The organism is Burkholderia sp. Ed8 (genome assembly GCF_040761425.1).
GTDB classification, from domain to species: Bacteria; Pseudomonadota; Gammaproteobacteria; order Burkholderiales; family Burkholderiaceae; genus Burkholderia; species Burkholderia seminalis.
The window spans coordinates 2,481,638-2,502,269 of the sequence record NZ_CP142886.1 but is presented as its reverse complement, the minus strand read 5'-3'; the positions used below and the strand labels follow the sequence as shown (position 1 = coordinate 2,502,269).

The 20,632-nt window shown below is 58.1% G+C and carries 17 protein-coding genes; 9 read left to right on the top strand and 8 right to left on the bottom strand.

Annotated features, from left to right (window positions below; all coding sequences use genetic code 11):
- Positions 1-35: 35 nt before the first annotated feature.
- Together VXM69_RS25480 and VXM69_RS25475 are read right to left on the bottom strand one after the other, a co-directional pair.
- Entirely contained in the window at positions 36-854 is an 819-nt protein-coding gene (locus VXM69_RS25480) for a TnsA endonuclease C-terminal domain-containing protein (RefSeq protein WP_367189421.1), read from the bottom strand.
- Positions 855-2,562: 1,708 nt separating this feature from the next.
- Positions 2,563-2,904, bottom strand: a complete 342-nt coding sequence (locus VXM69_RS25475) for a hypothetical protein (protein ID WP_367189420.1) — start codon at positions 2,902-2,904, stop codon at positions 2,563-2,565.
- Between the two features lie 1,154 nt (positions 2,905-4,058).
- Here VXM69_RS25475 and VXM69_RS25470 point away from each other — a divergent pair.
- From VXM69_RS25470 to VXM69_RS25435, 8 genes are all read left to right on the top strand, one after another.
- Positions 4,059-4,469, top strand: coding sequence for a hypothetical protein (locus VXM69_RS25470; RefSeq protein ID WP_321968074.1), 411 nt, complete (start codon positions 4,059-4,061; stop codon positions 4,467-4,469).
- Positions 4,470-4,471: 2 nt separating this feature from the next.
- Positions 4,472-5,122: a hypothetical protein gene (locus VXM69_RS25465; protein ID WP_321968075.1), complete on the top strand. Its 651-nt coding sequence runs from the start codon at positions 4,472-4,474 to the stop codon at positions 5,120-5,122.
- A 245-nt stretch (positions 5,123-5,367) separates the two neighbouring features.
- A complete protein-coding gene (locus tag VXM69_RS25460; protein ID WP_321968076.1) occupies positions 5,368-5,565 on the top strand; it encodes a hypothetical protein in 198 nt (65 codons plus the stop codon).
- 152 nt (positions 5,566-5,717) lie between these two features.
- The gene (locus VXM69_RS25455) at positions 5,718-7,238 is read left to right on the top strand and encodes a hypothetical protein (protein WP_367189419.1); all 1,521 of its coding nucleotides are present in this window, start codon (positions 5,718-5,720) and stop codon (positions 7,236-7,238) included.
- Positions 7,239-7,310: 72 nt separating this feature from the next.
- Entirely contained in the window at positions 7,311-7,985 is a 675-nt protein-coding gene (locus VXM69_RS25450) for a hypothetical protein (RefSeq protein WP_367189418.1), read from the top strand.
- 169 nt (positions 7,986-8,154) lie between these two features.
- Positions 8,155-10,962: a UvrD-helicase domain-containing protein gene (locus tag VXM69_RS25445; protein ID WP_367189417.1), complete on the top strand. Its 2,808-nt coding sequence runs from the start codon at positions 8,155-8,157 to the stop codon at positions 10,960-10,962.
- Between the two features lie 209 nt (positions 10,963-11,171).
- Positions 11,172-12,263 carry an AAA family ATPase gene (locus VXM69_RS25440; RefSeq protein ID WP_367189416.1) on the top strand — a complete coding sequence of 364 codons (1,092 nt, stop codon included), beginning with the start codon at positions 11,172-11,174 and terminating at the stop codon, positions 12,261-12,263.
- Entirely contained in the window at positions 12,260-12,958 is a 699-nt protein-coding gene (locus VXM69_RS25435) for a hypothetical protein (RefSeq protein ID WP_321968081.1), read from the top strand. The genes VXM69_RS25440 and VXM69_RS25435 overlap by 4 nt, the downstream gene beginning before the upstream one ends.
- A gap of 590 nt (positions 12,959-13,548) precedes the next feature.
- Here VXM69_RS25435 and VXM69_RS25430 read toward each other — a convergent pair.
- The 6 genes from VXM69_RS25430 to VXM69_RS25405 form a co-directional block, all read right to left on the bottom strand.
- Positions 13,549-14,895 (bottom strand): HNH endonuclease, encoded by a 1,347-nt coding sequence (locus VXM69_RS25430; RefSeq protein ID WP_367189415.1) that lies wholly within the window; start codon positions 14,893-14,895, stop codon positions 13,549-13,551.
- A gap of 238 nt (positions 14,896-15,133) precedes the next feature.
- A complete protein-coding gene (locus tag VXM69_RS25425; protein WP_321968083.1) occupies positions 15,134-15,661 on the bottom strand; it encodes a DUF6527 family protein in 528 nt (175 codons plus the stop codon).
- On the bottom strand, positions 15,654-17,174 hold the full coding sequence (locus tag VXM69_RS25420) for a hypothetical protein (RefSeq protein WP_321968084.1): 1,521 nt from the start codon (positions 17,172-17,174) through the stop codon (positions 15,654-15,656). Before VXM69_RS25420 ends, VXM69_RS25425 begins: the two co-directional genes overlap by 8 nt.
- Complete coding sequence (locus tag VXM69_RS25415; protein ID WP_321968085.1) at positions 17,171-18,493, bottom strand: ThiF family adenylyltransferase; 1,323 nt, start codon at positions 18,491-18,493, stop codon at positions 17,171-17,173. Before VXM69_RS25415 ends, VXM69_RS25420 begins: the two co-directional genes overlap by 4 nt.
- On the bottom strand, positions 18,490-18,876 hold the full coding sequence (locus VXM69_RS25410; RefSeq protein WP_321968086.1) for an E2/UBC family protein: 387 nt from the start codon (positions 18,874-18,876) through the stop codon (positions 18,490-18,492). The genes VXM69_RS25415 and VXM69_RS25410 overlap by 4 nt, the downstream gene beginning before the upstream one ends.
- Complete coding sequence (locus tag VXM69_RS25405; protein ID WP_321968087.1) at positions 18,873-19,550, bottom strand: multiubiquitin domain-containing protein; 678 nt, start codon at positions 19,548-19,550, stop codon at positions 18,873-18,875. Before VXM69_RS25405 ends, VXM69_RS25410 begins: the two co-directional genes overlap by 4 nt.
- A 165-nt stretch (positions 19,551-19,715) precedes the next feature.
- Between VXM69_RS25405 and VXM69_RS25400 the strand changes: the two genes are divergently transcribed.
- On the top strand, positions 19,716-20,609 hold the full coding sequence (locus VXM69_RS25400; protein WP_367189414.1) for a WYL domain-containing protein: 894 nt from the start codon (positions 19,716-19,718) through the stop codon (positions 20,607-20,609).
- Positions 20,610-20,632: the final 23 nt, after the last annotated feature.

Here is a 20,632-nt window from a genome sequence, read left to right as displayed (position 1 = left end):
CTATCAATTCCGTATTACTTTGGATTACTGCACATTTACAATCTAACGTTCACACGCAAATCTTCAACAACGACGAGCACGGGATTTTTCGATTCAAGGTCAAAACTGACAATTCTCTTCGCCGCCAGCTGACGAAAGGCTTGCGCGCCGGCACCGCTCTGCAGTGAAAACTGGCGTTCTACCGCCTCGCAGGCGTCGACAACACGAGCGTCTATACACTTTCGCAGACGTCGCAATAGCTCCCGTTGCGCGATCTCTTCGGCTTCCGACAGTTCCCGCCCCAGCATGTCATTCTCGGCTTTTAGTAACCAGCCGAGATTCTTGTGTCGTGCTGCATGCATCCCATGGGCTTTGAAGATCTCAAACCGCGCCCCCTCACCTAGCCAATATTGCTCTTCTATTTTTTGCTTGGGCGTCTTGTCAGTCGTACCGAATCTCTCTGAGGATTTGACCGAAATAGCACGCTTGTAGAGCCGACCGTTCCGTTCACCTATCGCTACAAGGTCCGTGCTGAGTACAACTGGATCGCCCGTATCCGGATACCGCGGATGATCCACGCCCGCACGCGCAGCTGCCCGCAATGTCTTTTCTGGCTCAAGCATTACCTGGTCGTATACGGTCAATATGCGTCGATCCCACCAGAGTTCGAGGAAACAAGCCTTCTCTCCATCCGATAGCAGATGAATTGCTCGCGGGCCGGTTTTCGAAGAAGTCAATCGCGTTTTCATACCGACGCCCGGCATATCGCGCGTCCCAATCCAGCGCTCGTGCCTCCCCTCTCTCTTCGCAGTCTCCTGCTCCTTCAATTTGCGTTCCATCGTGGTCCGACGCATACGAACGGTTCTGCTAGTCATGACCAGCCTCCTTCATATCATTCGGCGACGGCCAGGCTTCCATTAGCCGCGGCCCGACAGCAGCGGGCCGTGCCGTCGACCTTCACGCAATCGACTTGTTTCGTCCTCGCACCGACTGAGCTCAACGTTGAAACCGTGGATGGAGGGACTGCAATTTGTCGCGGCTGCGCAAACAGCCCGTCACATTCCATGCCGTGACGGGCAGACCCAACTACCACTTCCTCTCTGCCAGAAGGCGGCTGATGGCAAAAGGATTGCAGTAGGCCGCAGCGAAACGCGCTGCACATTCATCGAGCCGGCATCGCTTCGATTTCGGCCTCGTGTCAGGCACTGTGCCGTCGGCGACGTCAATCTGCGTAAATGAGTCGGCATGCTTTCGAGCCACGTACGCGGTCAGCGCCGGAGTGTGGACAGTGGGAAACCGCGGAGTTACGCCAATTTCCGTTACGGAAGAGGAGCACAGATTCTCCCGAACCACTGTGATACCAAGCGTGCGGAGATGAAACATCAGCAAATGAGCGTCGCTATATCGACCATCAACGGTGCAGACGATTGTTGCGCCGACGTTTACTAACGTTGCCAGTTGGGCCGCGACCGAACTCGGTGATGTGAGTCGCTGGTCGATTCCGTCAACGCCGATAAAGACCGATCGCTCTGAAAGTTGAGCACACAGCGTCGCGGTCGAGGTTGCCGCGCGAAGCTGGGCGCCCACATCATCCGGCCCGCGGAGCATCAAAAGCGTGTGATGACGGCCATTTGCAAGCTCGGCTAGGCGAAGCTGGAGCCGCTCCCGTCGTATAGGCGTGTCGGGTCCCGTGACAATTCGAATAATTCGCGGTTGATAGTTGCTGCACGCCACAGCCGTTCCTGTGGGGGAAGGCCTTCATCGTTAGGTGCGTCGTCAATCGACGATTGCGTGACATCTGACACCACTTCCGCGCCGACATACGCGCCGTACGTGGCGCAGATCGTTTGGCGTATGGACGACATTGCATCGTCGACAAAGTACATAGACGTGTTCATACCTGCCTCCGCTCGTTGGCTCTTGACAAACGGGCCGGTTGGGCAGAGTATGAGTTCACAGGAAGTGAGTTCACGCTCTGCCATACTAGGCCGAGACAAACGGGCTCCCGGTTTGCCGACCGGGAGCCCGTTTAGTTTCAAGCAATCAGTTTCCCTGGCCGATTCTGACGGCCCTGATTCATCGTCGTCGCCTCCTCTGCTGGCTCATCACCCAAAAACGATTGGTCGAGATACGACCGCAAGACTCCAGACGGGGACCGTAGACCTTTTCCACCGGTCGGAGTCTATGAACATCTGGCCGCATTTCAAGTCGAAAAAGTTGCTGCACGGGCGTGAGAGATGATACAGAGTGATGCGCACCTCAAATCAATGACCTTGTTCAGTCCAATCGACAAATGAACTTATGGTTCGAGAATGCAGCCGACTCTTTCGGACGATGTCTTAGGCGGTGTCTTGCACTCAAATGCACTCAAGTTCGCAATTCGCTTCATATAAGCCTACCAATCACAATAGCGCCATTGCATCGCTACTCGCACTAAATTCCGACCATAGATGGAGCGCACCAGTCCACCAACAATATCGTAGGACCCGTCGCCAATATCGAGACGACGCCCGGAATTTTAACATCATCGTCCGTTGAAACGTGAATGTGGCAGAACTGATTGCGATCGTGATTACGCAATTATCATGCAATGACATTTACAATATGAGAAGGATGAACGCATTGCTTTTTTAGCCTGCAACTCAAGCAATCGACCATACCGCCGTAAAATTTCGGCGCACGCCATAGCTGTACACCGAAAAGCGTGCGCGTCACTTGCAAGCTCCCTTCCCCAGCCACTTCTTGGCCGGAATCATCACGTACCCGTGCGGTAATCTGATCGATGCGATTAGGGCACGATTTAAGCGTCAGAATGCACTCTTCCATTACCGACGCATAAGTCGCGGCCACCATCTTACTTCTTATCAAGAAGCATTTAGCACAACACTCCCAAAATAGCCGGCCAATCAAAATCCCGATTTTCATTTATGAAACATTTCATGATTTCTGCGACCACCAGCACTATCAATCTAGAAATGTTATAAAGACATTTTCGCCCGATTTAATGCCGATCCCCGTTAACCGGAAAATTCCGAACGAATGTTATTTTTCCCACACCATCAGCTCCTCAAAATCTTCTTTCATTGTCGTGCTTTGCGTTTGGCGTGATCGAAAAATTACCGTGAAATGCAGTCGATGCCCCAAAGAATAAAACTGGCGCCGGAAGCGGCGACAGTAATGTCACGGCTACGCACGCGCATCAATATTCATTGAACTATGATGAAGTCCTCTCTGTCGCGATCATTTCATGATCGCGCGGGGTCTCGCGTCGGCTTCGCATCAAGGCAAACGATGACCATATGATGCGTACTCCAGAATCGAATATCGATCTCCGGCGAGAATGGTACTTTCGCCTTTGCTGCATTGCAGAAACTCCTCAAGATGGAATTTTTGCTCCACCGCCATATTTTAAGTAACTGCAAAATACACTCCCTCCCCAAAGTCGCCCCCTCCCGGGATGACTTCAGTTTATCTACATACAACGAGGCCGGCGCGGAAGGCACTCCAGGGTCACAGCACCTCCCGGTGGAGCGATTCCATGATGGCGAGATGAGAGAGACCGGCAGCAAATAAAATCTAGACCGAAACATCCGTGCACCCGTCCGAACCGCTTGTTCCCTGTGCGAGAACGTCATCGCCAGATTGTCGGGCGCCTAATTCATTGCGCTCGACCGGAAGGGCAAGCTTTCCCCACCCACCCTGGAACGCACCCGATCGGAACTGGTGGGGACGACAAAGCAATAACCCAAGGCTCCGATGGCCCCGTATTAGCAAGCGACACCCAGACAATCGACCAGCACAAACGAGAGAAGCTGGCCCGACGTAGACGCGTTCATCGCCTGCATTGCCGCAGTAATTGCAGATTTTGTCACACCGTGGGTCCTGCCGCGATCCATCGGACTCGCCTCGGTTTTGATATTCGCGGCGGTGTTCGCGTGGCAGTTCATTGTTCCGATAAAGCAGATTGCTACCGATTGGTGGTGCCACCGGTGTTACCGGCATCAAATCTGATCCCTACCAAATCGCACCGCCGTGTACTTACATGAATAATCCGAAGCGCTGTCGAGAGGGTCACAACGATGAGCTACCCAACCATTCCTGAAGACTTTCCTCGGGAGTCCCCCCAAGGTGCCATTGGCGGGTATCGACCGAAACTCTTACTCCGGCGTGCCGGCGGCCGGCTTATCTCAGGGCCGACCGACGAAGAACTATTCACGCGATACGATGCTTGTGAAGATCTCGCCAGACAGTTCGCAACCTACACCCGCAGGAAATTCACCGAGGACCCGTTGCAGTCACAGTCCGATTCGCTTTCCCGCATCGAAACCGAAATAACCAAGAAGGTCTCCTTGGGACAGTGGGATATTTCCCCGGCCGAGATCGCCTGGATCATGAAGCGTGTTCGCGACTTGCTGGCAAAGCACGTGTTGGATGACCGAGATGACCACAGCCCCGAAATACCAGGGGCTGCAAGTAATCAAATGAGGTAACCATGATCCAAGTCCAAGACCCAAAGACCACTGATATCCCAACTGCGGATCTTGTGCTCAGCCTAAGCCTGCCGGCCGGCACCGATCCAGCGATCGTTTCGTCCCTGAAACGAGGCCTGGAGGATCTGGTGGCAGCCGTGCTGACGACAACACCTTTCGAGGAAGTGATTATCCAGCGGGCGGACGATCTTGCCACCGCGATCACCGGACTGTCGGCGCCGGCCGCGCCCCTGATCGAGGAACGCATTCGGCGTCAGGAGACCATGCGCGCGGTCTTTGCGCGAGGTGACTGGCTCACCGCAGAGCAGATCAATGCGCTCCAGACCAAGTCCCCCGCTAACAGGGCGCAGCCGGCCAGCAACTGGAGGCGTCGCGGTCGCATTTTCAGCGTGTCCATCGGCGGCAAGGAATACTTTGCCGCCTACCAATTCGACGCAACATGCCACCCGCTGCCGATCATCAAGGAAATTCTGGAAGCACTCGGCCCCGTCGCCGACTCGTGGAAAATCGCTGCCTGGTTCCATTTCGAGAATGGATGGATCTCGGGCACCGGGGACCGTGAAGGTCAGCCAGTTGCTCCGATGGATGCACTCGATCGACGCGAAATCCTGATTAACGCAGCCAAGCAGCTGCAGGGCACTCACATAGCCTGACGCGTCAAATAAACGAAAATCGGTTGTTGAGGCCCAAACGATCATGTCGATCAGTCCAATCGCCCCCTTTCTCCTCCTGTCTGCCCCTTGACGCGAATACGTCAGCCCGAAGGTTCGGATAGCCCTCGAACGTCTTGCCATTGTAGGCACCGAAACGCAAGAGGCCGCGCACTGGGTTCGCCACCGCGTTCTACGACGAGACGCTGCGTGAAGCGTTTCGCGGACTGTACAACGCGTGCGACGCGTTGTCGGAGGACCTGGGCGACCGCACATCGCTGTACGGCAAGGCGGCCGATCGGATCTGGGTTGTGCATGCACAGTTTCGGGACCGTCCGAACGCTGACGACCTGGGGGATGCGACCGAACTCGACAAGCTCGCAGCGCAGTTTGCACGGGTGTACGAGAACTATCTGATCTTGTGCCGAACGGCCCTGTATTCCTGATATAGTGGTGACAGGCTGTCGTCGCCTGCCGCACGCGCCCTTCGGGGCATGACGAAGACGATGTCTCACCGCACCTACCCCATTCCATAGTCCTTGTTTTCGATGGGCGGTCCGCAAAGCGTGCACCGGATTTGCCGCCCCTGGAGAAAGCAATGGATACGCAGCAGTTGAAGCTGCTGGCCGGGCTCGTCCGCGGCCTTTTGCAGCCCACGCACCCCTCCCTTGGTCACGGCCAGGCGCTCGATCTGATCGCAGCGCTGCCCGGGCTTCGTAACTGGCCCGAGGTGATGGCATTCCCCGAACGCGTCGCCGCGGCCGAGTTGGACACCACCTCAACTGGCCGCCTGGCGTTCCGTCTGAAGAAGCGCTTCGCGGTCGACATGTCGCCGCAGGAGTTGGTCGTCGCCCTGTCGCCGCCCGGCGCGGTCGTCGCCCGTAGTGCCCCACAGATCTGGCCGACGGGGCCCGTGCCGGGCGTCTACGTCACGACCTCCTCGGACGCGATCGACGCCCTTCTGGAAGCGTATGAGGACGCCACCGACGGCGCGCTGGTCTATGCCGAGAGCGCCGGCAACGGATGGTCCGGCAGCATCGACCTGGGCGACTACGGGTTGTGGTCGTCGGGCCTCGATCGGGTGCCCAGCGGCACGCTGCTGGTCGTCGGGCCACTCAAGCTCGACCAGCAGTCGTGGAACGACGCGGGCGAGCGCCTCGAAATGGCCTGCAACCATGCCCTGAACTCCGGGCATCGCATCGCGGTCCTTCTCGACACGCCGACGCCGGACACCATCAACGAGGACGTCCAGTTGATCGTGACGTCACGCCCCAACCACACGGACCACGACACTGCGCTGATCGGCGTCGTCACGGACGCGGGAGAACTGGAAGCGGTCACGCCGTTCACCCGGTCATGGCCACGCATCGAACACGTGCCCACCGTGGCCACGACGGACGCGTTCCCGGCCTCGGTGCTCGGTCCGCTGCGCGACGCCTTGGCGGGCAAGACGAGCGGCCTTGTGCTGTTCGGCTCGGGTGCCATCGAGGACCACGCCGCGATTCACCTGGTGGCGGCGTCGCTCGCCTTGACCGAGCACGCGGGCCCTGCCGTCCGTGTCATGCCCCGGCACCGCTCCACCCCGTCGAAGGACTGGGACGTGCCTGAAGCCATCCGGGCGTTGCCGTACCTGCCGTCGATCGAAAGCGCCTACGCCCAGGGGTATCGCCGGATCGTCTACACCCCGAGCTACACCCATTCGGACCGGCTGTTCGAGGCCGGCAAGGATATGTTGCTCATCAGCGGGGCCTACGGCAGCGACCTCTCGCAGGTGTTCATGGCCTCCGCCCGTTACGGCAGTGCGAAAGAAGAGGAAAGGCTGCTGACCCGCATCATCGCCATCGCGGCCACCGTCGACATCCCGACGGCCAGCGGCACCGCCTCGGTCGCCGACCTCTACATCGCCAGCGGGCACGACGTCGGGGGGATCAAGCGATCCACGGACGTCGACGAGTTCCTGACCGCCCACCGCCTGGTGCGTTGGGAGGACGAGTTGACCCGCCTGCTTGACGATGGGACGGTCACGCACGAGGCCGTGAAGAAGGCGTTCCCGCGCACCCATGGGATCGAGACCTTCCTGGCCAACCACAAGGCCCAGCGATCGCGCCAGACCGCGTAAACGCATGATCCGCCCGGTGCCGCGCATGGTGCCGGGCGCAACGTTTCGGACACCTGCAATCGAAGGACCGCCATGGACGTGGCCTGGTTTCTGAACCAACGCTTGGATTTCATCCGGCAGCTTTACGCCCGCTCGTCGGCGCCCTTCGTCGAACGTCGGACCAGGATCGAGAATGAGGAAGAGCCGTTTGTTCCGCCGTACTCGGAGGACCCAGAGCCCGCGTTCATTGTCGAATGGCAGGAGGCCAACGATTCGATCGACGTCCTAGGCCATGCGTGCCTGTGCATGCTGGCGTCGGCGTTGCAGGCGTACCTGCAAACGCGCGTAAGGCTCCACTGCGAGGAGCTGAGCCCCGAGGACCGCAGACGCGTGTTCAGGAAGGGCTGGGTGCGGGGCTACGACACGATATTCACCGAGGCGTTCAAGATCCCGTTCGCCGACGGCCCGGTGCCCATCGCCGTCCTGGAAGACATCGTGCTGACCCGCAACAGGATCCAGCACGACTTGGAGATCACCACCAACCGGCCCAAGCACGCCGACCGGAAACCGGGCGCCGCGCGCTCGGTGTTCCTGGACGCCCGCGAGGTGGAGCTGCTCGATCGCCTGGACCCGGACGCGCAGACCTGGTTGGCGCCGCCCACGGTGCACGTGAGCCAGGCCTCCCTCGAAGCCACGATCGACACCGTGGAGCAGTTTGTCGCGTGGCTCGACGCGGCCATCGAGGAAAAGCTGTACGGGCCGAGGTGAGATCCGACGGACCCGAAAACCCCACCTCCGATGCCGTGCCAACGGGTGATGCCGATGCTCATTGCATGGCATGCGCGGCCCGCCTGCAAAGCAGCGTCAGGCTATCATGACGCGACCGGGTCTCTGGCATGACCGAGACCGGTTTTCCGGGGTTATTGCAGGGTAGACGATGAAAAAAGAATGGGCTCCCTCCACGTGGGGCCGAAAACTGACACGATCGCCGGATTGGCGCCTCTTCCTTGAAGGCTTGAAACTGTCGTTGACGGTGGATGGAAAAACGCACGCCGTCAACGTCGACGACGCCGGCTCGTACCGGGTGAATCCGGGCGTGTTCTGGACCGACGTCACGCTCCACCCAGGCCCCTCGCGGGCCGTGAAGGTAGACGGGCTGCCCAACGCCCGAGGGACCGATTTAACCAGTGCTGTGGAAGCTGCGCTGGTCGAGAAGCAAGTCCGCGAGGACGTGGCGTTCGTGCGCGACGCACATCAGACCGTGCTCGACTGGCTGGACCACAAGACCCAGCTAGAGCAGGCTGCAGAAGCCGGTCGGCGATGGATCACACACGAGGTGCAGGCGGCCATTGAAGCGGCCCGACCGTCCATCGACGTGAAGGCCATTCGTGCGCGCATGACGAAGGCCAACGTGAACGCCAGGCTCGGAAAGGAAGCTGCCGATGTGGAGCGTTCCCTGGTCCAATGGGAAACCAACCATCGCCCCTACTGGGCCGCCCTCAACGCGGCCCACACGAAGCGCGAGTTGACGGCGTGCAAGGACCTGTTCGACCGGGTTGAGCGCAAGCCGCTGACCGAGGAGCAAGCGCGAGCGGTGATCTGTTTCGACAACCGCGTGCAGGTCGTTGCGTCGGCCGGCTCGGGCAAGACGTCCACCATGGTGGCAAAGGCCGCCTACGCGATCAACCGGGGCTTCGTCGCGCCGAAACGGATCGTCATGCTGTCCTTCAACAAGCAGGCCGCCGTCGAACTGGCGGAACGTGCCGCCAAATCGTTCGAGCGGCTGGGCATGGACGACGTCGCGGTGGAAGCCTCAACCTTCCATGCCCTTGGCCTTGGCATCATCGGCAAGGCTACGAAGGAAAAGCCTGACGTCCCGGATTGGGCCACCGACACCGCCGGCGGCATCAGCAAGCTGACCGAGATCGTCGATCAGCTCAAGGACCGCTCCGCCACCTTCCGAACCCAATGGGACCTCTTCCGGTTCGTGTTTGGCAAGGATCTGCCTGCGTTCGGATCGAACGGCTCACCCGACGTCTGGGACGATCAAGGCAACGGCCGAACCCTCACCGCCGACGGGAAGCGCGTGCGCAGCCAGGAAGAGGCCACCCTCTCCAACTGGCTGTTTTACAACGGCGTGGATTACCTCTACGAGGAGCGGTACAAGTTCAAGACCGCCGACGAGGACCATCGCCAATACCGCCCGGACTTCTTTTACCCGGGCATTGATCTGTACCACGAGCACTTCGCCTTGGACGCCAACGGCAACGCCCCGCCACACTTTGGCGACTACCTTACCGGCGTCGACTGGAAGCGCACGTTGCATCGGGAACGTGGGACGTCGTTGATCGAAACGACGTCGCACCAGGTCCGCACCGGCGACGTGTTCAAGCACCTCGCCAGCGAGCTGACCCGCCGGGGCGTCCAACTCGACCCCAACCCGGATCGCGAGATTCCCTCGGGCGGTCAGAAACCCATGGAGGCAGCGGAACTGGTGACCTTGGTGAGAACGTTCATCAGCCACGCCAAAAGCAACTGCTTGACCGCGGCGGCGCTGCGCCAACGCCTGGACGCCCTGCCGGACGATGCGTTCAAGCACAGGCACCGCCTGTTCCTCGACATCGCCGAGCCCATCATCAAAGCGTGGGACGCTGCGCTGGCGGCCGAGGACGGCATCGACTTCGAGGACATGCTGAACCTAGCGGCCGAGCATCTGGAAAGCGGTCGGTACGAGGCGTCCTACGAGTTGATCATGGCCGACGAGTTCCAGGACGCCTCCCGGGCTCGGGCCCGCTTGTGCCGCGCCCTGGTTCAGAAGCCTGGGCGACACCTGTTCGCCGTGGGCGACGACTGGCAGTCCATCAACCGCTTCGCCGGCGCGGACGTGTCGGTGATGACCGGCTTCCGGGAATGGTTCGGCCACGGGCAAGTTCTCAAGCTCGAACAGACGTTCCGCTGTCCGCAAGCGCTGTGCGACGTGTCCAGCCGGTTCGTGTCGAAGAATCCAACGCAGATCAGCAAACGCGTGACGTCCGTCACCCCCGCCATCGGACCCGTGCTCCAGGCGTTTCAGGTGGACAACAAGGAAAAGCTGGCCAACGCCATCGATCAGTTCGTGATGAAACTGGCCTATGGGGTCCGCGACGGCAGCATACCCGCCGGGCACGGTGGGAAGGTTTCGGTCTTCGTGCTTGGCCGGTACAACGCCGATCGACAGTACGTCCCGGCCAACAAGGCCCGCTTCGAGCGCTGGGTGGATGCGTCGTTCCTCACCGTCCACCGATCGAAGGGAAGCGAAGCCGACTACGTGATCTTGCCGGAAATGCTGAGCGTGCTACGCGGCCGGAGCTTTCCGAACACGCGCGCTGACGACCCGGTACTGGCGTTGGCCATGCCCGCCGGGGACAACTATCCTAACGGAGAGGAACGTCGCCTGTTCTACGTGGCCCTGACCCGGGCTCGGCGTAGCGTGGCCATGTTCACGGCACGCGGTCAGTGCTCCAACTTCTTGCGTGAACTCGAGCAGGACGGCGCGGTGTCGATCACCGACACCGACGGCGAGGTCGTTCAAGAGGAAGAATGCCCCTCGTGCAAACGAGGCGTTCTGGTCTTGCGTCGTGGGCGCTACGGAGAGTTTCGTTCCTGCTCTAACTTCCCTGCTTGCAGCTACAAGCCCAAGAAGCGAGAAAAGCCACCTTTCCCAGCAAACGAGAAGGCGATAAGGGATGGCGAAGTCGCACGCTGAATAGCCTACCGTGGTCACACGGATACGACCTACACCAACATGATGTACCCTCCCTACACACGTAGGGTGAAGTCATTGGCATCCGAAGTCGTTAGGCGCACGACGATGCGACGCACCGCGCACCTCACCCTGCAAGCGACCCAGCTCACGCCAGGCATCTACCTGATCCTGCCACCGGGTGATCGACGTCTCGGAACTAGGACAAGACTTTGGATTCAACGCTGCTACAACGGCTGCCCAGTGATGGCCGGATCTTCATTCTGACGGGCCCAAACGGTTCTGGAAAGACACGCGCTCTAGCGCGTATGACAGAAAATTATCTCAGCAACATGCATTCGGGCTCGTCTGCCGTGAGCCGACTAATCTGCCTGTCTGGAACCGTACTAGACAAATTTCCACGGCACCACGACGGCACGGCCTACGCGTACTTCGGGCGGCGCACCAATTCGAACATGTTCTCAGAGGTTGCCCCATACCGCCGCCTTGCCGAATTTCTGATGACCGACTGCGCTGACTGGGCAGAACGCGCAGCAACGGCAAAGCGCCTGCTCGAGTCAATCTCGTTGGGTCACATGATCCATTTTAAGTTTCGCCGCGGACGCAACACCAAGGACATCGCACCTCATACAACTTCCGACAATCTGGATATCGCAATCGATCTAGGCCTGCCGTTCCTAAAACAGCGCGGCTGTAAGACGAGAGTGGGCCAACTCAAGGACAACAAGGTGCATGTCAGCGGGGTCTCGTTTACCAAAGGTGACCAAAAGTTCGATATAGCGGATCTGAGCTCCGGAGAACGCAGCTACGCTCTGTCTGTCCTTGCTATGGCGTTCAGCGTAATTGACGCGTCAGTTGTCATTTTTGACGAGCCGGAAAACTCGCTACATCCCAAGTGGCAGGGATCCATCATTCGCGACATTTGGACGGCGATGTCCCAGATTTCTAGTAACTCAACACTAATCATCGCAACCCATTCCCCGCTCATTGTAGCGGGCGCAAAAAACAGCTTGACCTACGTCCTTGATCTCGCCTCAAGCCAACAGTGGTCGCACTCGGAGATGTTTGGCAATACGAGTGACACAGTCTTGAAAGAGCAATTCGGCCTGATTTCGCCGCGCGCCATCTCGTTCCTGACGCTCGTCCAAGAATGCCTAAAAACTATGGTCGAAATGCAAATCAGCCCAGTGCCCTTCCGCGACGCGGCCGATAGCCTTCTGGCGATGAACGTACAGCTCGACCGGGACGATCCATTGTACCTAACGCTGGAAAGCATCAAGGAAGCGCGGGAGGCTCTCGCATGACGCTCGGACCAGCTCGACTTTCCGACGGCCAAAACCTCAACCGCATGATCCTACGGAGGAAGGAAAATCGCCCCTTGTTCAGATTATTCTTCGCCGAAAAAATCACTTGGGGTCATTCGTCACTGAGCGACCTGAAACGAAGGCTGCGCATGAATTTACGCGCGGAACAGGAAGGTCGATGCATCTACTGCCGTCGACTCATTTTGATTGAACGGCGCAATGTCTACGAGGATATCGAACATTTTCTTGACAAATCGAAAGCGCAGTACCGCCGGTGGGCCTTCACCTATCTCAATCTGGCGCTCGCTTGTCATGCCTGCAACGTTGAAAAGAACACCAGGGATCTCGGCGCGCAGGGCAGCTTGACGTCCTCAAGCTATCTCGCCGGAGCAGGCATCTACAGATGGCTACACCCATATTTCGATGACTACCATGCCAACGTGATCATCGGCAAGGGCTGGACCTACACGGTACCGCAAGGAGCGCCGGCCGCCGCACAAGCTGCTCGCTTGATTGCCGAATGCAAGCTCAGCGAGATCGAGACCATCGAGGCATACGGCGAGGCAATCAAGAAAAGAATCCTCCGACTCACGGTATTGGCTGGGAAAGCCACGACGCGCCAGCGCTACGCCCTCGCCAGCCGGTTGATCGCGGAATCGATACGGTATCAGGAGGAACAATGGCCCAACCACTAAGCAATCCTACCGAAGAATGCACCGCCCGCTCGACGGACTTTTTCAAGCAGGGGGTAGCCGTGTCAAACAAGTTTCAGGGCGAATGGGAGGCCGCCACGGCAGCGGGTGGCTCATCCGCGTCACCGAGCCTAGGCGGCCGAGCTATTTTTTCGTGCAGTGAGCTGGCGCCGGCCCCAAGCACGTCAAGCAATCAGACCTCGACGCGCTCTGCGGCGGACGAAGCGTGCCCGGCAATACATCCAACGACGACTGGCTGGGACTGAAGCCATTCCCCGCCGAACTGGCGCTTGCTTTGGCCGACGGCGGTTGGCTGCAGAAACAGCTCGGCGCGCCACGATACTGATGATCTGTAGGCCGGCTGCGGCCGTTTTTTCTGCCGCGTCCAACGTTGCGGCCAGTGCTGGCCGCTGGGGCAGGAAATATTCGGCAGCGACTTACCGATCCACCGGACAGAATTGATAGCGCCGCCGGTCCGGTGGTTGTGTTGGGCGAGCGATCAAGACACCGGGCGAACTCGTGACACAGAAAATAGGTGTCCTGCGCCTTCGGAGAGAGCTGGCGCACGCGCATTTCGCCGATCATGCGATGGCTCAGTGGGCTGCCCTTCTTCTCAATCGAGTCGACCGTGTAGAAGCTTCAAGGCGGACCTCCTCTCGGGTCTTTCCGTCGAGATTTGGCAATCTCGGCATCCATCGACGGTAGAACGACCTTTCATCACCGACGAACACCAACCTCGTCCCGATAGCCTGATCCACCGCTCGGTCTGCAATTGAGAATGCGCGCGCCAGCCATGGTCGAAGCTTGGACTTAAGCATCAAAACGCCGTCTCCCCACGCCGAATCTGTTGCAACTGCACGGCACATGTGCCTTACTTCGTCCGAAACTGAGACATCGTCCTCTCCAAAGCACAGCTTGTATTGTCTCATCCCGAAATGGGCGATGATGTCGGGAATTTTTAAACGTTTTCCGACTTTCCCGATGCCGGATTCAATGACGCTGAGCTTGTCGAAGCACTCACAAATAGCATGCCATTCATGTTCATTCAATGCGTGGTATTTCTTGTGTGCGCCCCGCTCGAGTTTATGCTGCGCCCGGATTATCGTGGCGAATATATCGCGGAACCACCGTTGAACTTCCGTCCGCAGTGGAAACAACAAGCCCCCGCGCTCACTCAGCTCATCTGGATCCAGGTAAATTCCATCAATCAGGCCAGCCGTCAGCACCGTCTCTCGAATAGGTCGAAACTCCCCTTCCCGGCATAGCTTCCCCTTTGCCTCATTCAACCAAGGCAGGCTTCCATCAGAATCAATTGAGTAGCCACCACCGCTTCTGATCTCCATATGGTTTCGAAAAAACCCAATAGCCTCTTCCACTGCGTGGTAGGCATCCCAGGCGTCGCCGTCGCTCCCAAACTTATTCCTCATCGCTTCGGCAACGCGAGCGTCAAGCTCAGTTCTTGGGACGACCAGAGCTCCGTGCCAGTCAACCGCTAACGCCCGAATCTCGTCAGCATCAATGTATAGTACATCAGTGCATATCCTCGGGTCTGCACCGTTCATCTCAATACGCTTTACGACCGTCTGCAATTTCTCCAGCACGCATTCAAGTCGGGATGAAATGATTCTAGCTGACGAATTGAAAGCACCTTGCAGCATGAGTGCGTCCACAACGAAATTGCTCTCTTTGCTGTTGCAACGCGGGCAAGACAGCTTCAGATTGAGCAAATTATCGACATCGAGATAAGAAAAGTATTTCTTCATTAACGCTGGATGGCTCCGCGCAATTATGTGCGCGACGTGAAAATTATCCCCTTCAATCGGCCGGCGACAAGTGACGCACGCCCCTTCGTACAATTGAAATACCACCGATCTGCAGTTCGGCTTTCCATAAAATCCGTTGTACTGAACGAATTTTTCCTCGCGAAGAACACGGCTCATTCAAATCTCCTGAAAGCTCCGCCCGGCGACGACATTCATTGACACAAGTCCCAGTATCCTCCGAAACACAGCTCTATCGCTCCAGAGAGCCGACTGAGCTCGCCTGCGTTGATGCGGAAACGATTGTGCTCGACAAAGCCCGGGGATTGCGCAGGGCTATCGGAGACGTAAAGCGGCGAACGATGTCGCTCGCTAGAGTTGAATCGTCCCCGCGACGTGCACGGAAACGATCTGAGCTTCACTCCTTCGCGGTAAGCCTGAAAAAGCCGCGCTGTTTCCGTTGACCTTCCTCGAGAAAACCTCTTCGTGCGAGCTGGGTACAGGCACGATTCACATCCCATGGCACCTCTTCCAATGCCTCAGCTAACGTTGTGAAGTGCTGCCACTCGTCCGAGCACAAGGGAAGCACACGCCGGCGCAATTCGATCTCGTCCTCGACAACAATTTCTTCGCCGTCGTCTGAGCCGTCGCACCAAAGGATAGTGTGATGCCAGATGATGAAGTGACTCTGGCAACCAGTGTCCCGCCAAACCGACGGGAACACTGACAACTGATTGCGCTTTCGGTAGTGGCGCCATGCTTTATCTGTACGCGGATCAAGATTGATCGTGAGCGTTTCGCCACAACCATCAGGGCATGCTAGCACCAATGAACGAGGCACGCCCCGGTTCACCAAAACGAAATCTCCCGGCCCCTCCAGTAATGCGTCTGCGGCATGCCGGTGTGTGACGGTTCCTCGGTCGCGAACTCGCAGTGCTTTAGTCACGATTCCTCTTCCTTATAATTTCTTCGCTAAGCTTTGCGCCGAGTTCCAACGCGACGACGCGACGGCCCCTGTCTGCATTGGATGCGGCCTGAAATTTGCACCAACGCCACATCGCTACAACAAGTGCAATCGGATACTCAAAACTATCGCTCTGCTCATAAATGCCGAACGCCCTGATACGCTGAAGACACCCAAAGAGCCAGGAGTCCGGTTTCGGCTCGAGTTCTACGTGAGGGCAACTGCTCAGTATCGCGTCGAGAGTGTAGTATGGGGTTATTTCACCCTTCCATTCCGACTGGTCAAAGACATCCGGTCCATCCTCGGAACCTCGATAAGTAAAGACGAGGGCAACTTCAAGCATCGCGACGTCAAAGCAGAGCGGTGCGCCCATCCCCACTTCGGTATCTCCCTTGACCGCACCAAGGTCAATTAGGATCGCGTCATCCCCTCGTACCCGCACATTCTCACCATGCAGGTCGCCATGTATTGTCGCGACACGATGCGGAAACTTAATATCCTGCAAAGACTGCCAGAGGCCCACCGGGTCGATCTGCTCCCGTTGGATGGGTTCCGAGTCAAGATACTCGTGCTGAATCTCTTGAGGGGAGATCATCTTCAACCGTTCAGCAGCAGTGACGAGCGGCTCATCAGACATGATGGTCTGTCTTGCCCGGTCCCGCCATCGATGCAATGTCCGGTTGAACAGGTTCGAGATAGCAGCCTCGGCGCGCCCAGCGCGCACCGCATCAAGGAGGGACTCTGACTTGTCCACGAAGTCGGCAACATACACGGCCTTATGGAACCCTTCGACGAATCTTTCAAGGTTCGGCCGTAACTCAAACGGAACAAACGGAGAGACCAATTCCATCGCGCGAACCTCTCTACCCAACGGTTCACGCTTGTTGATTTTCACGAGTCGTGGCTGCGTCCAGTGGGCAACCGAGCTCTCAGCCTCAAGGCGCTTCTCGTACGCCATGAATACCTTCGAACCGGAGAAACCCGGAGCGATTTTTCGCAAGTGTATTTCCTGCGCCTTCGGGAAAGCCCGGTCGACGAGGCGTCGCTCGTCCTCCGTCAGTTTTTCCTCCGGGCCAATCTCCTTAATGTGGCAGCCCGTCCACTTCGGCCCACGTTCGAATCGAACGATATGGTCGAAATGTATCCCTTTAAGATTGGGCGCGAAGCGAACCTCTCTGTCCCACGGATAAACTGGGCTCACCTGCACGAGAGCCTGTTCGCGAATCCGCAGTCTTTCCGCCCGGTCCTCCGCCAGGAACACAATGCGGATGCCGTGATCGATGAACCTCGGAATCAGCTTGCAGAGCGCCGCAATCTCATTCGAGTCCGTTGACAGCTGGTTGACAACGACGACCGATGTCGCGCCAAGCAACGAGTCTTTAACAGACTCGGACGGTGGGTTCTCCATGACCTGGAAGCCGCGAATTTCGAGCTTTTCTCGCGTACCAGGCAGTGGCGCAACGCCATACCAGAGGATGTTAGTTGCAATGCTCACCGTCCCTCCGCGGGAAGAAAGGTCAGACGGCGCGAGTCACCCGCACCAGCAACACCATCTGGGCCGCAGACGCCACAATCCAGTTGCGGTGAGGTCCTAAGCAACCGGACGACACCGGTCACTGCGTCGTATGACTGCCAACGCGCGCGAGCGGGAATCGCAGTGAATGCGCCGAGAAGCATCGTCACGGCCAATGACACCATCGCGCTGTTCAGTGATATCACCGCAGGCTGTTTCACGCCACCCTCGTTGAAATACGGATCAGCGGCGCGCTGTGCATCCGTCATCAGCTCTTCGCGAATACGTCGCGAGTCGAGTGCGTTGCTGCACACGAGGCAAGGCAACCCGGGCGCGAGCATTTGCGTGCGCCCGGTCATCGCCTGGATCTTGCCGTCGAGCGCGTTGATGCCAACACCAACGTCAATGGCAGGCACTAGGTATTGATAGGAAAACTCGGAAACAAACGCCCGACTCGAATGGGAATCGGTGCAAATGAATATGCAGTCGGTTTTTCGCAGCAGCGCCGACGCTTCGCCGGAGATAACTGAGCCGATATAACGGCTGACGCGCGCTTTGGGATTGATGTGTTCAATCATCTGCGCCGCCACATCCACCTTTTTGCGGCCCACCGACTGTTCCATGGCTCCGACCACGCGATTCAGATTGGTTTTCTCGACTACGTCGGAATCGACGAGTACGAAGGAACCCACACCCAGATGCGCCAGTTGCTGTGCGGCAACCGACCCGGTCCCGCCGAGGCCGACAATTGCGACTGTCATAGAGCTGAGAATCGCCTGGCCTTCCTCGCCGAATGCTCGCACCTGCCGGTCATAGCGTTCGTCCTGCTGGATTTCACCCGAACGACCAGGGAGCAGTACCTCTGCGCCGACGATGCGTACATTGACGCGCTCGGCTGCGCCAAACGTCCGTGCGATGACGTGGCCGTCGCAAAGCACAACTGAAAAACACTCATGCGCGGGGTTACGATCGGACATGAACCCCTGTAGACCGGCTTCGGTCTCGTCATCGACGGGGGAAAAATCGTTGTAGCCCGAGGGATGCGTATGCAGAAGCGCGAGCGAAAATCCCCCCTCACGTGCACGCCTCGTCACGCGCGTGAGGAATTGCGGCGCAAACGTGATCTCGCTAGCCGAGGCGTGCAAACAGTCCTCGGGCTGGGCGAGTTCGACCTCTCTAACCAGGTAGCGGTCCCCGTCGAGGTCGCGCGTCAGATAGAGGACCGCTCCGCGCTCGACAGCAGCGCCCAGAGACTCATTGAGATAATGAAGCGTCGGTGCGCTGATGACGAGTTCGCTCATTGCACCGCCTTAAAACGATTGAGGATAACGTTCACGTACGTCGTCAGCGTGCACTTCGACGCGTTCCATGACTGGTTGACGTGCCACGAAAACCACAATGTGTTCGCGTCCAGTTGGCCCGGCATCGTTTGTCCGACATTCGCGTTCTGTGGCATCGCGCCGTTCTTCAGGCGAAGCGAGCTGTCGGCCCAGAAGCAGTCCGGTGCTGCATACGGGTAGCCGTTCGGAACGATGAATCGCACTTCGGTGCAAGCCTGCGACCAGCCGTCGGGTAACGGCACCTGCGGAATTCGCACCAAGTACATGCCCCCGCCCACCGACGTGAGCGTCGCCCCGGGGTACACCCGCTGCACGTCGGCGAATTGTTCCTCGACGCTCTTCATGCGTCACCAAACGTTGCCGGGGGAACGATAGCAAAGTGCGCTGGCGTTGCGCGTCCTTTGAACTCAACCACGGTCGCCGGGTGAATCACCTCATCCGGCTCGGAACCCTCGCCCTCGAGCACGAGCGAATTCGCCGGATCCCAGCCCGGAATCATCGCGGTGATTTGAGCGCCGGTCAGACGCTCGTGTTCGGTCTTGTACTCGACACCGTCGACAAAGAAGACATAGAGCGACGGCGGCGGGCGCTTGTGCGTGCGCAGGTGTTCGATACCTCGCTTGCCCAGCTGAAAGACATCGCCCGACTTCAAGACTTCATTGCCGGCTTCGTCGCGAATCCACACCAAGTCATTGTCTTCCGACACGTTGGCGAGAGAGCGGATTTGGTCGACGCGGATCGTTTGTTCGCCCCAAAAAACCGAATGCTCGTTCACCGTGAATTCGAACGCTTCACCGCCTTCGAACGCGAAAAATTCGGCATGCCCGTCGCCGACATTCAGCACGTCGTCCGACGCCACCACACGCGAACCGAACTTGCTGCGCTGGATCAGCACGTAGTCATCGGCCGGCTCATACCCGGCGTCCGCCAGGATCTGCGCGCTAGTTGGCGTCGGGTCGTCCGTGCTCGCCGGCTTCCCGTTAATCAGATACTTAAAATCTTGGTTTGCTTCAGCCATGTTGGTCACCTCGGATATGGAATGGCTCTGCCCCCCGTCTACCCCGTACCACCCATGCTGCACCGCACCACAGGTTTTACCCTACAGCGGACTTCGACAGGTACAATTTCATGATACATCAAACAAACACGATGGATCAAGTTTCTTTACGTATCGAGGACTGGCATGAGCGAAGCATCTCCCAAGAAGCGCTGGGGAACCGAACAACGCCTTGAATTTATTGACTTTACGGCGTACTGGCAGGGTTCGATAAATAGGTCTCATATCGTTGATCACTTCGGTGTGTCGGCCCAGCAGGCGTCGAATGATCTGACCGAGTACCAAAAAGGCGCACCCGAGAACCTGCGTTACGACCTCAGCTCCAAACGGTACCTCGCCACCGAAAGCTTTCATTGCGCCTTCATAAAACCAGACGCTGAACGCTATCTCGCGCAGTTGGGTGCCTTGACTGCGAACACCGTAGATAAGGAGGAAACGTGGCTAGGCGACGCCCCTGTCACTGCCACGTTGCCCATACCGGCTCGACGGGTTGACGCACCGTTGCTGCGCGCCGTGCTGAAAGCGATCCGGACAAATCAATCTGTCGAGATTGAATATCAGTCGCTCAGCAGCGCTGGCCCGACCGCCGTCTGGCGTCGTATTACACCGCACGCATTCGCATCCGACGGTTTCAGGTGGCACATGCGAGCTTTTTGCCATCGCGACAATCGGTTCAAGGATTTCCTCCTGTCTCGATGCCGTGATGCGCGTGACGAGCAGGCCCCAGGCGCGGACGCCGCAGACGACAAGTTGTGGCACACAAACTTTGCTGTTGAACTCGTGCCGAACCCTCGTCTGACTGAGTGGGAGCAGAAAGCGATCGAGCTCGACTACGGCATGTTCAACGGACGCGTGGTTCTGCAGGTACGCATGGCGATGCTCTACTACTTCGACAAACGAATGCGAAACGAATTTGCGCTACGAGGACCAATCACGTTGACTGATGACCCGAAACAAACGCCAGTTGTCATTGCAAACTTAGAAGAATATGAAAAGGCGAAAGCTTCAGTCGGTGCATAGCTGACATCGAATAAGGCTCGCTT

Coding starts and splice junctions, on each gene's coding strand:
- VXM69_RS25445 (WP_367189417.1), top strand. CDS start 8,155: ATGAAAAAAGAATGGGCTCCCTCCACGTGGGGCCGAAAACTGACACGA.
- VXM69_RS25475 (WP_367189420.1), bottom strand. CDS start 2,904: ATGAAAATCGGGATTTTGATTGGCCGGCTATTTTGGGAGTGTTGTGCT.
- VXM69_RS25405 (WP_321968087.1), bottom strand. CDS start 19,550: ATGGCTGAAGCAAACCAAGATTTTAAGTATCTGATTAACGGGAAGCCG.
- VXM69_RS25400 (WP_367189414.1), top strand. CDS start 19,716: ATGAGCGAAGCATCTCCCAAGAAGCGCTGGGGAACCGAACAACGCCTT.
- VXM69_RS25450 (WP_367189418.1), top strand. CDS start 7,311: ATGGACGTGGCCTGGTTTCTGAACCAACGCTTGGATTTCATCCGGCAG.
- VXM69_RS25455 (WP_367189419.1), top strand. CDS start 5,718: ATGGATACGCAGCAGTTGAAGCTGCTGGCCGGGCTCGTCCGCGGCCTT.
- VXM69_RS25435 (WP_321968081.1), top strand. CDS start 12,260: ATGACGCTCGGACCAGCTCGACTTTCCGACGGCCAAAACCTCAACCGC.
- VXM69_RS25465 (WP_321968075.1), top strand. CDS start 4,472: ATGATCCAAGTCCAAGACCCAAAGACCACTGATATCCCAACTGCGGAT.
- VXM69_RS25480 (WP_367189421.1), bottom strand. CDS start 854: ATGACTAGCAGAACCGTTCGTATGCGTCGGACCACGATGGAACGCAAA.
- VXM69_RS25415 (WP_321968085.1), bottom strand. CDS start 18,493: ATGAGCGAACTCGTCATCAGCGCACCGACGCTTCATTATCTCAATGAG.
- VXM69_RS25470 (WP_321968074.1), top strand. CDS start 4,059: ATGAGCTACCCAACCATTCCTGAAGACTTTCCTCGGGAGTCCCCCCAA.
- VXM69_RS25410 (WP_321968086.1), bottom strand. CDS start 18,876: ATGAAGAGCGTCGAGGAACAATTCGCCGACGTGCAGCGGGTGTACCCC.
- VXM69_RS25430 (WP_367189415.1), bottom strand. CDS start 14,895: ATGAGCCGTGTTCTTCGCGAGGAAAAATTCGTTCAGTACAACGGATTT.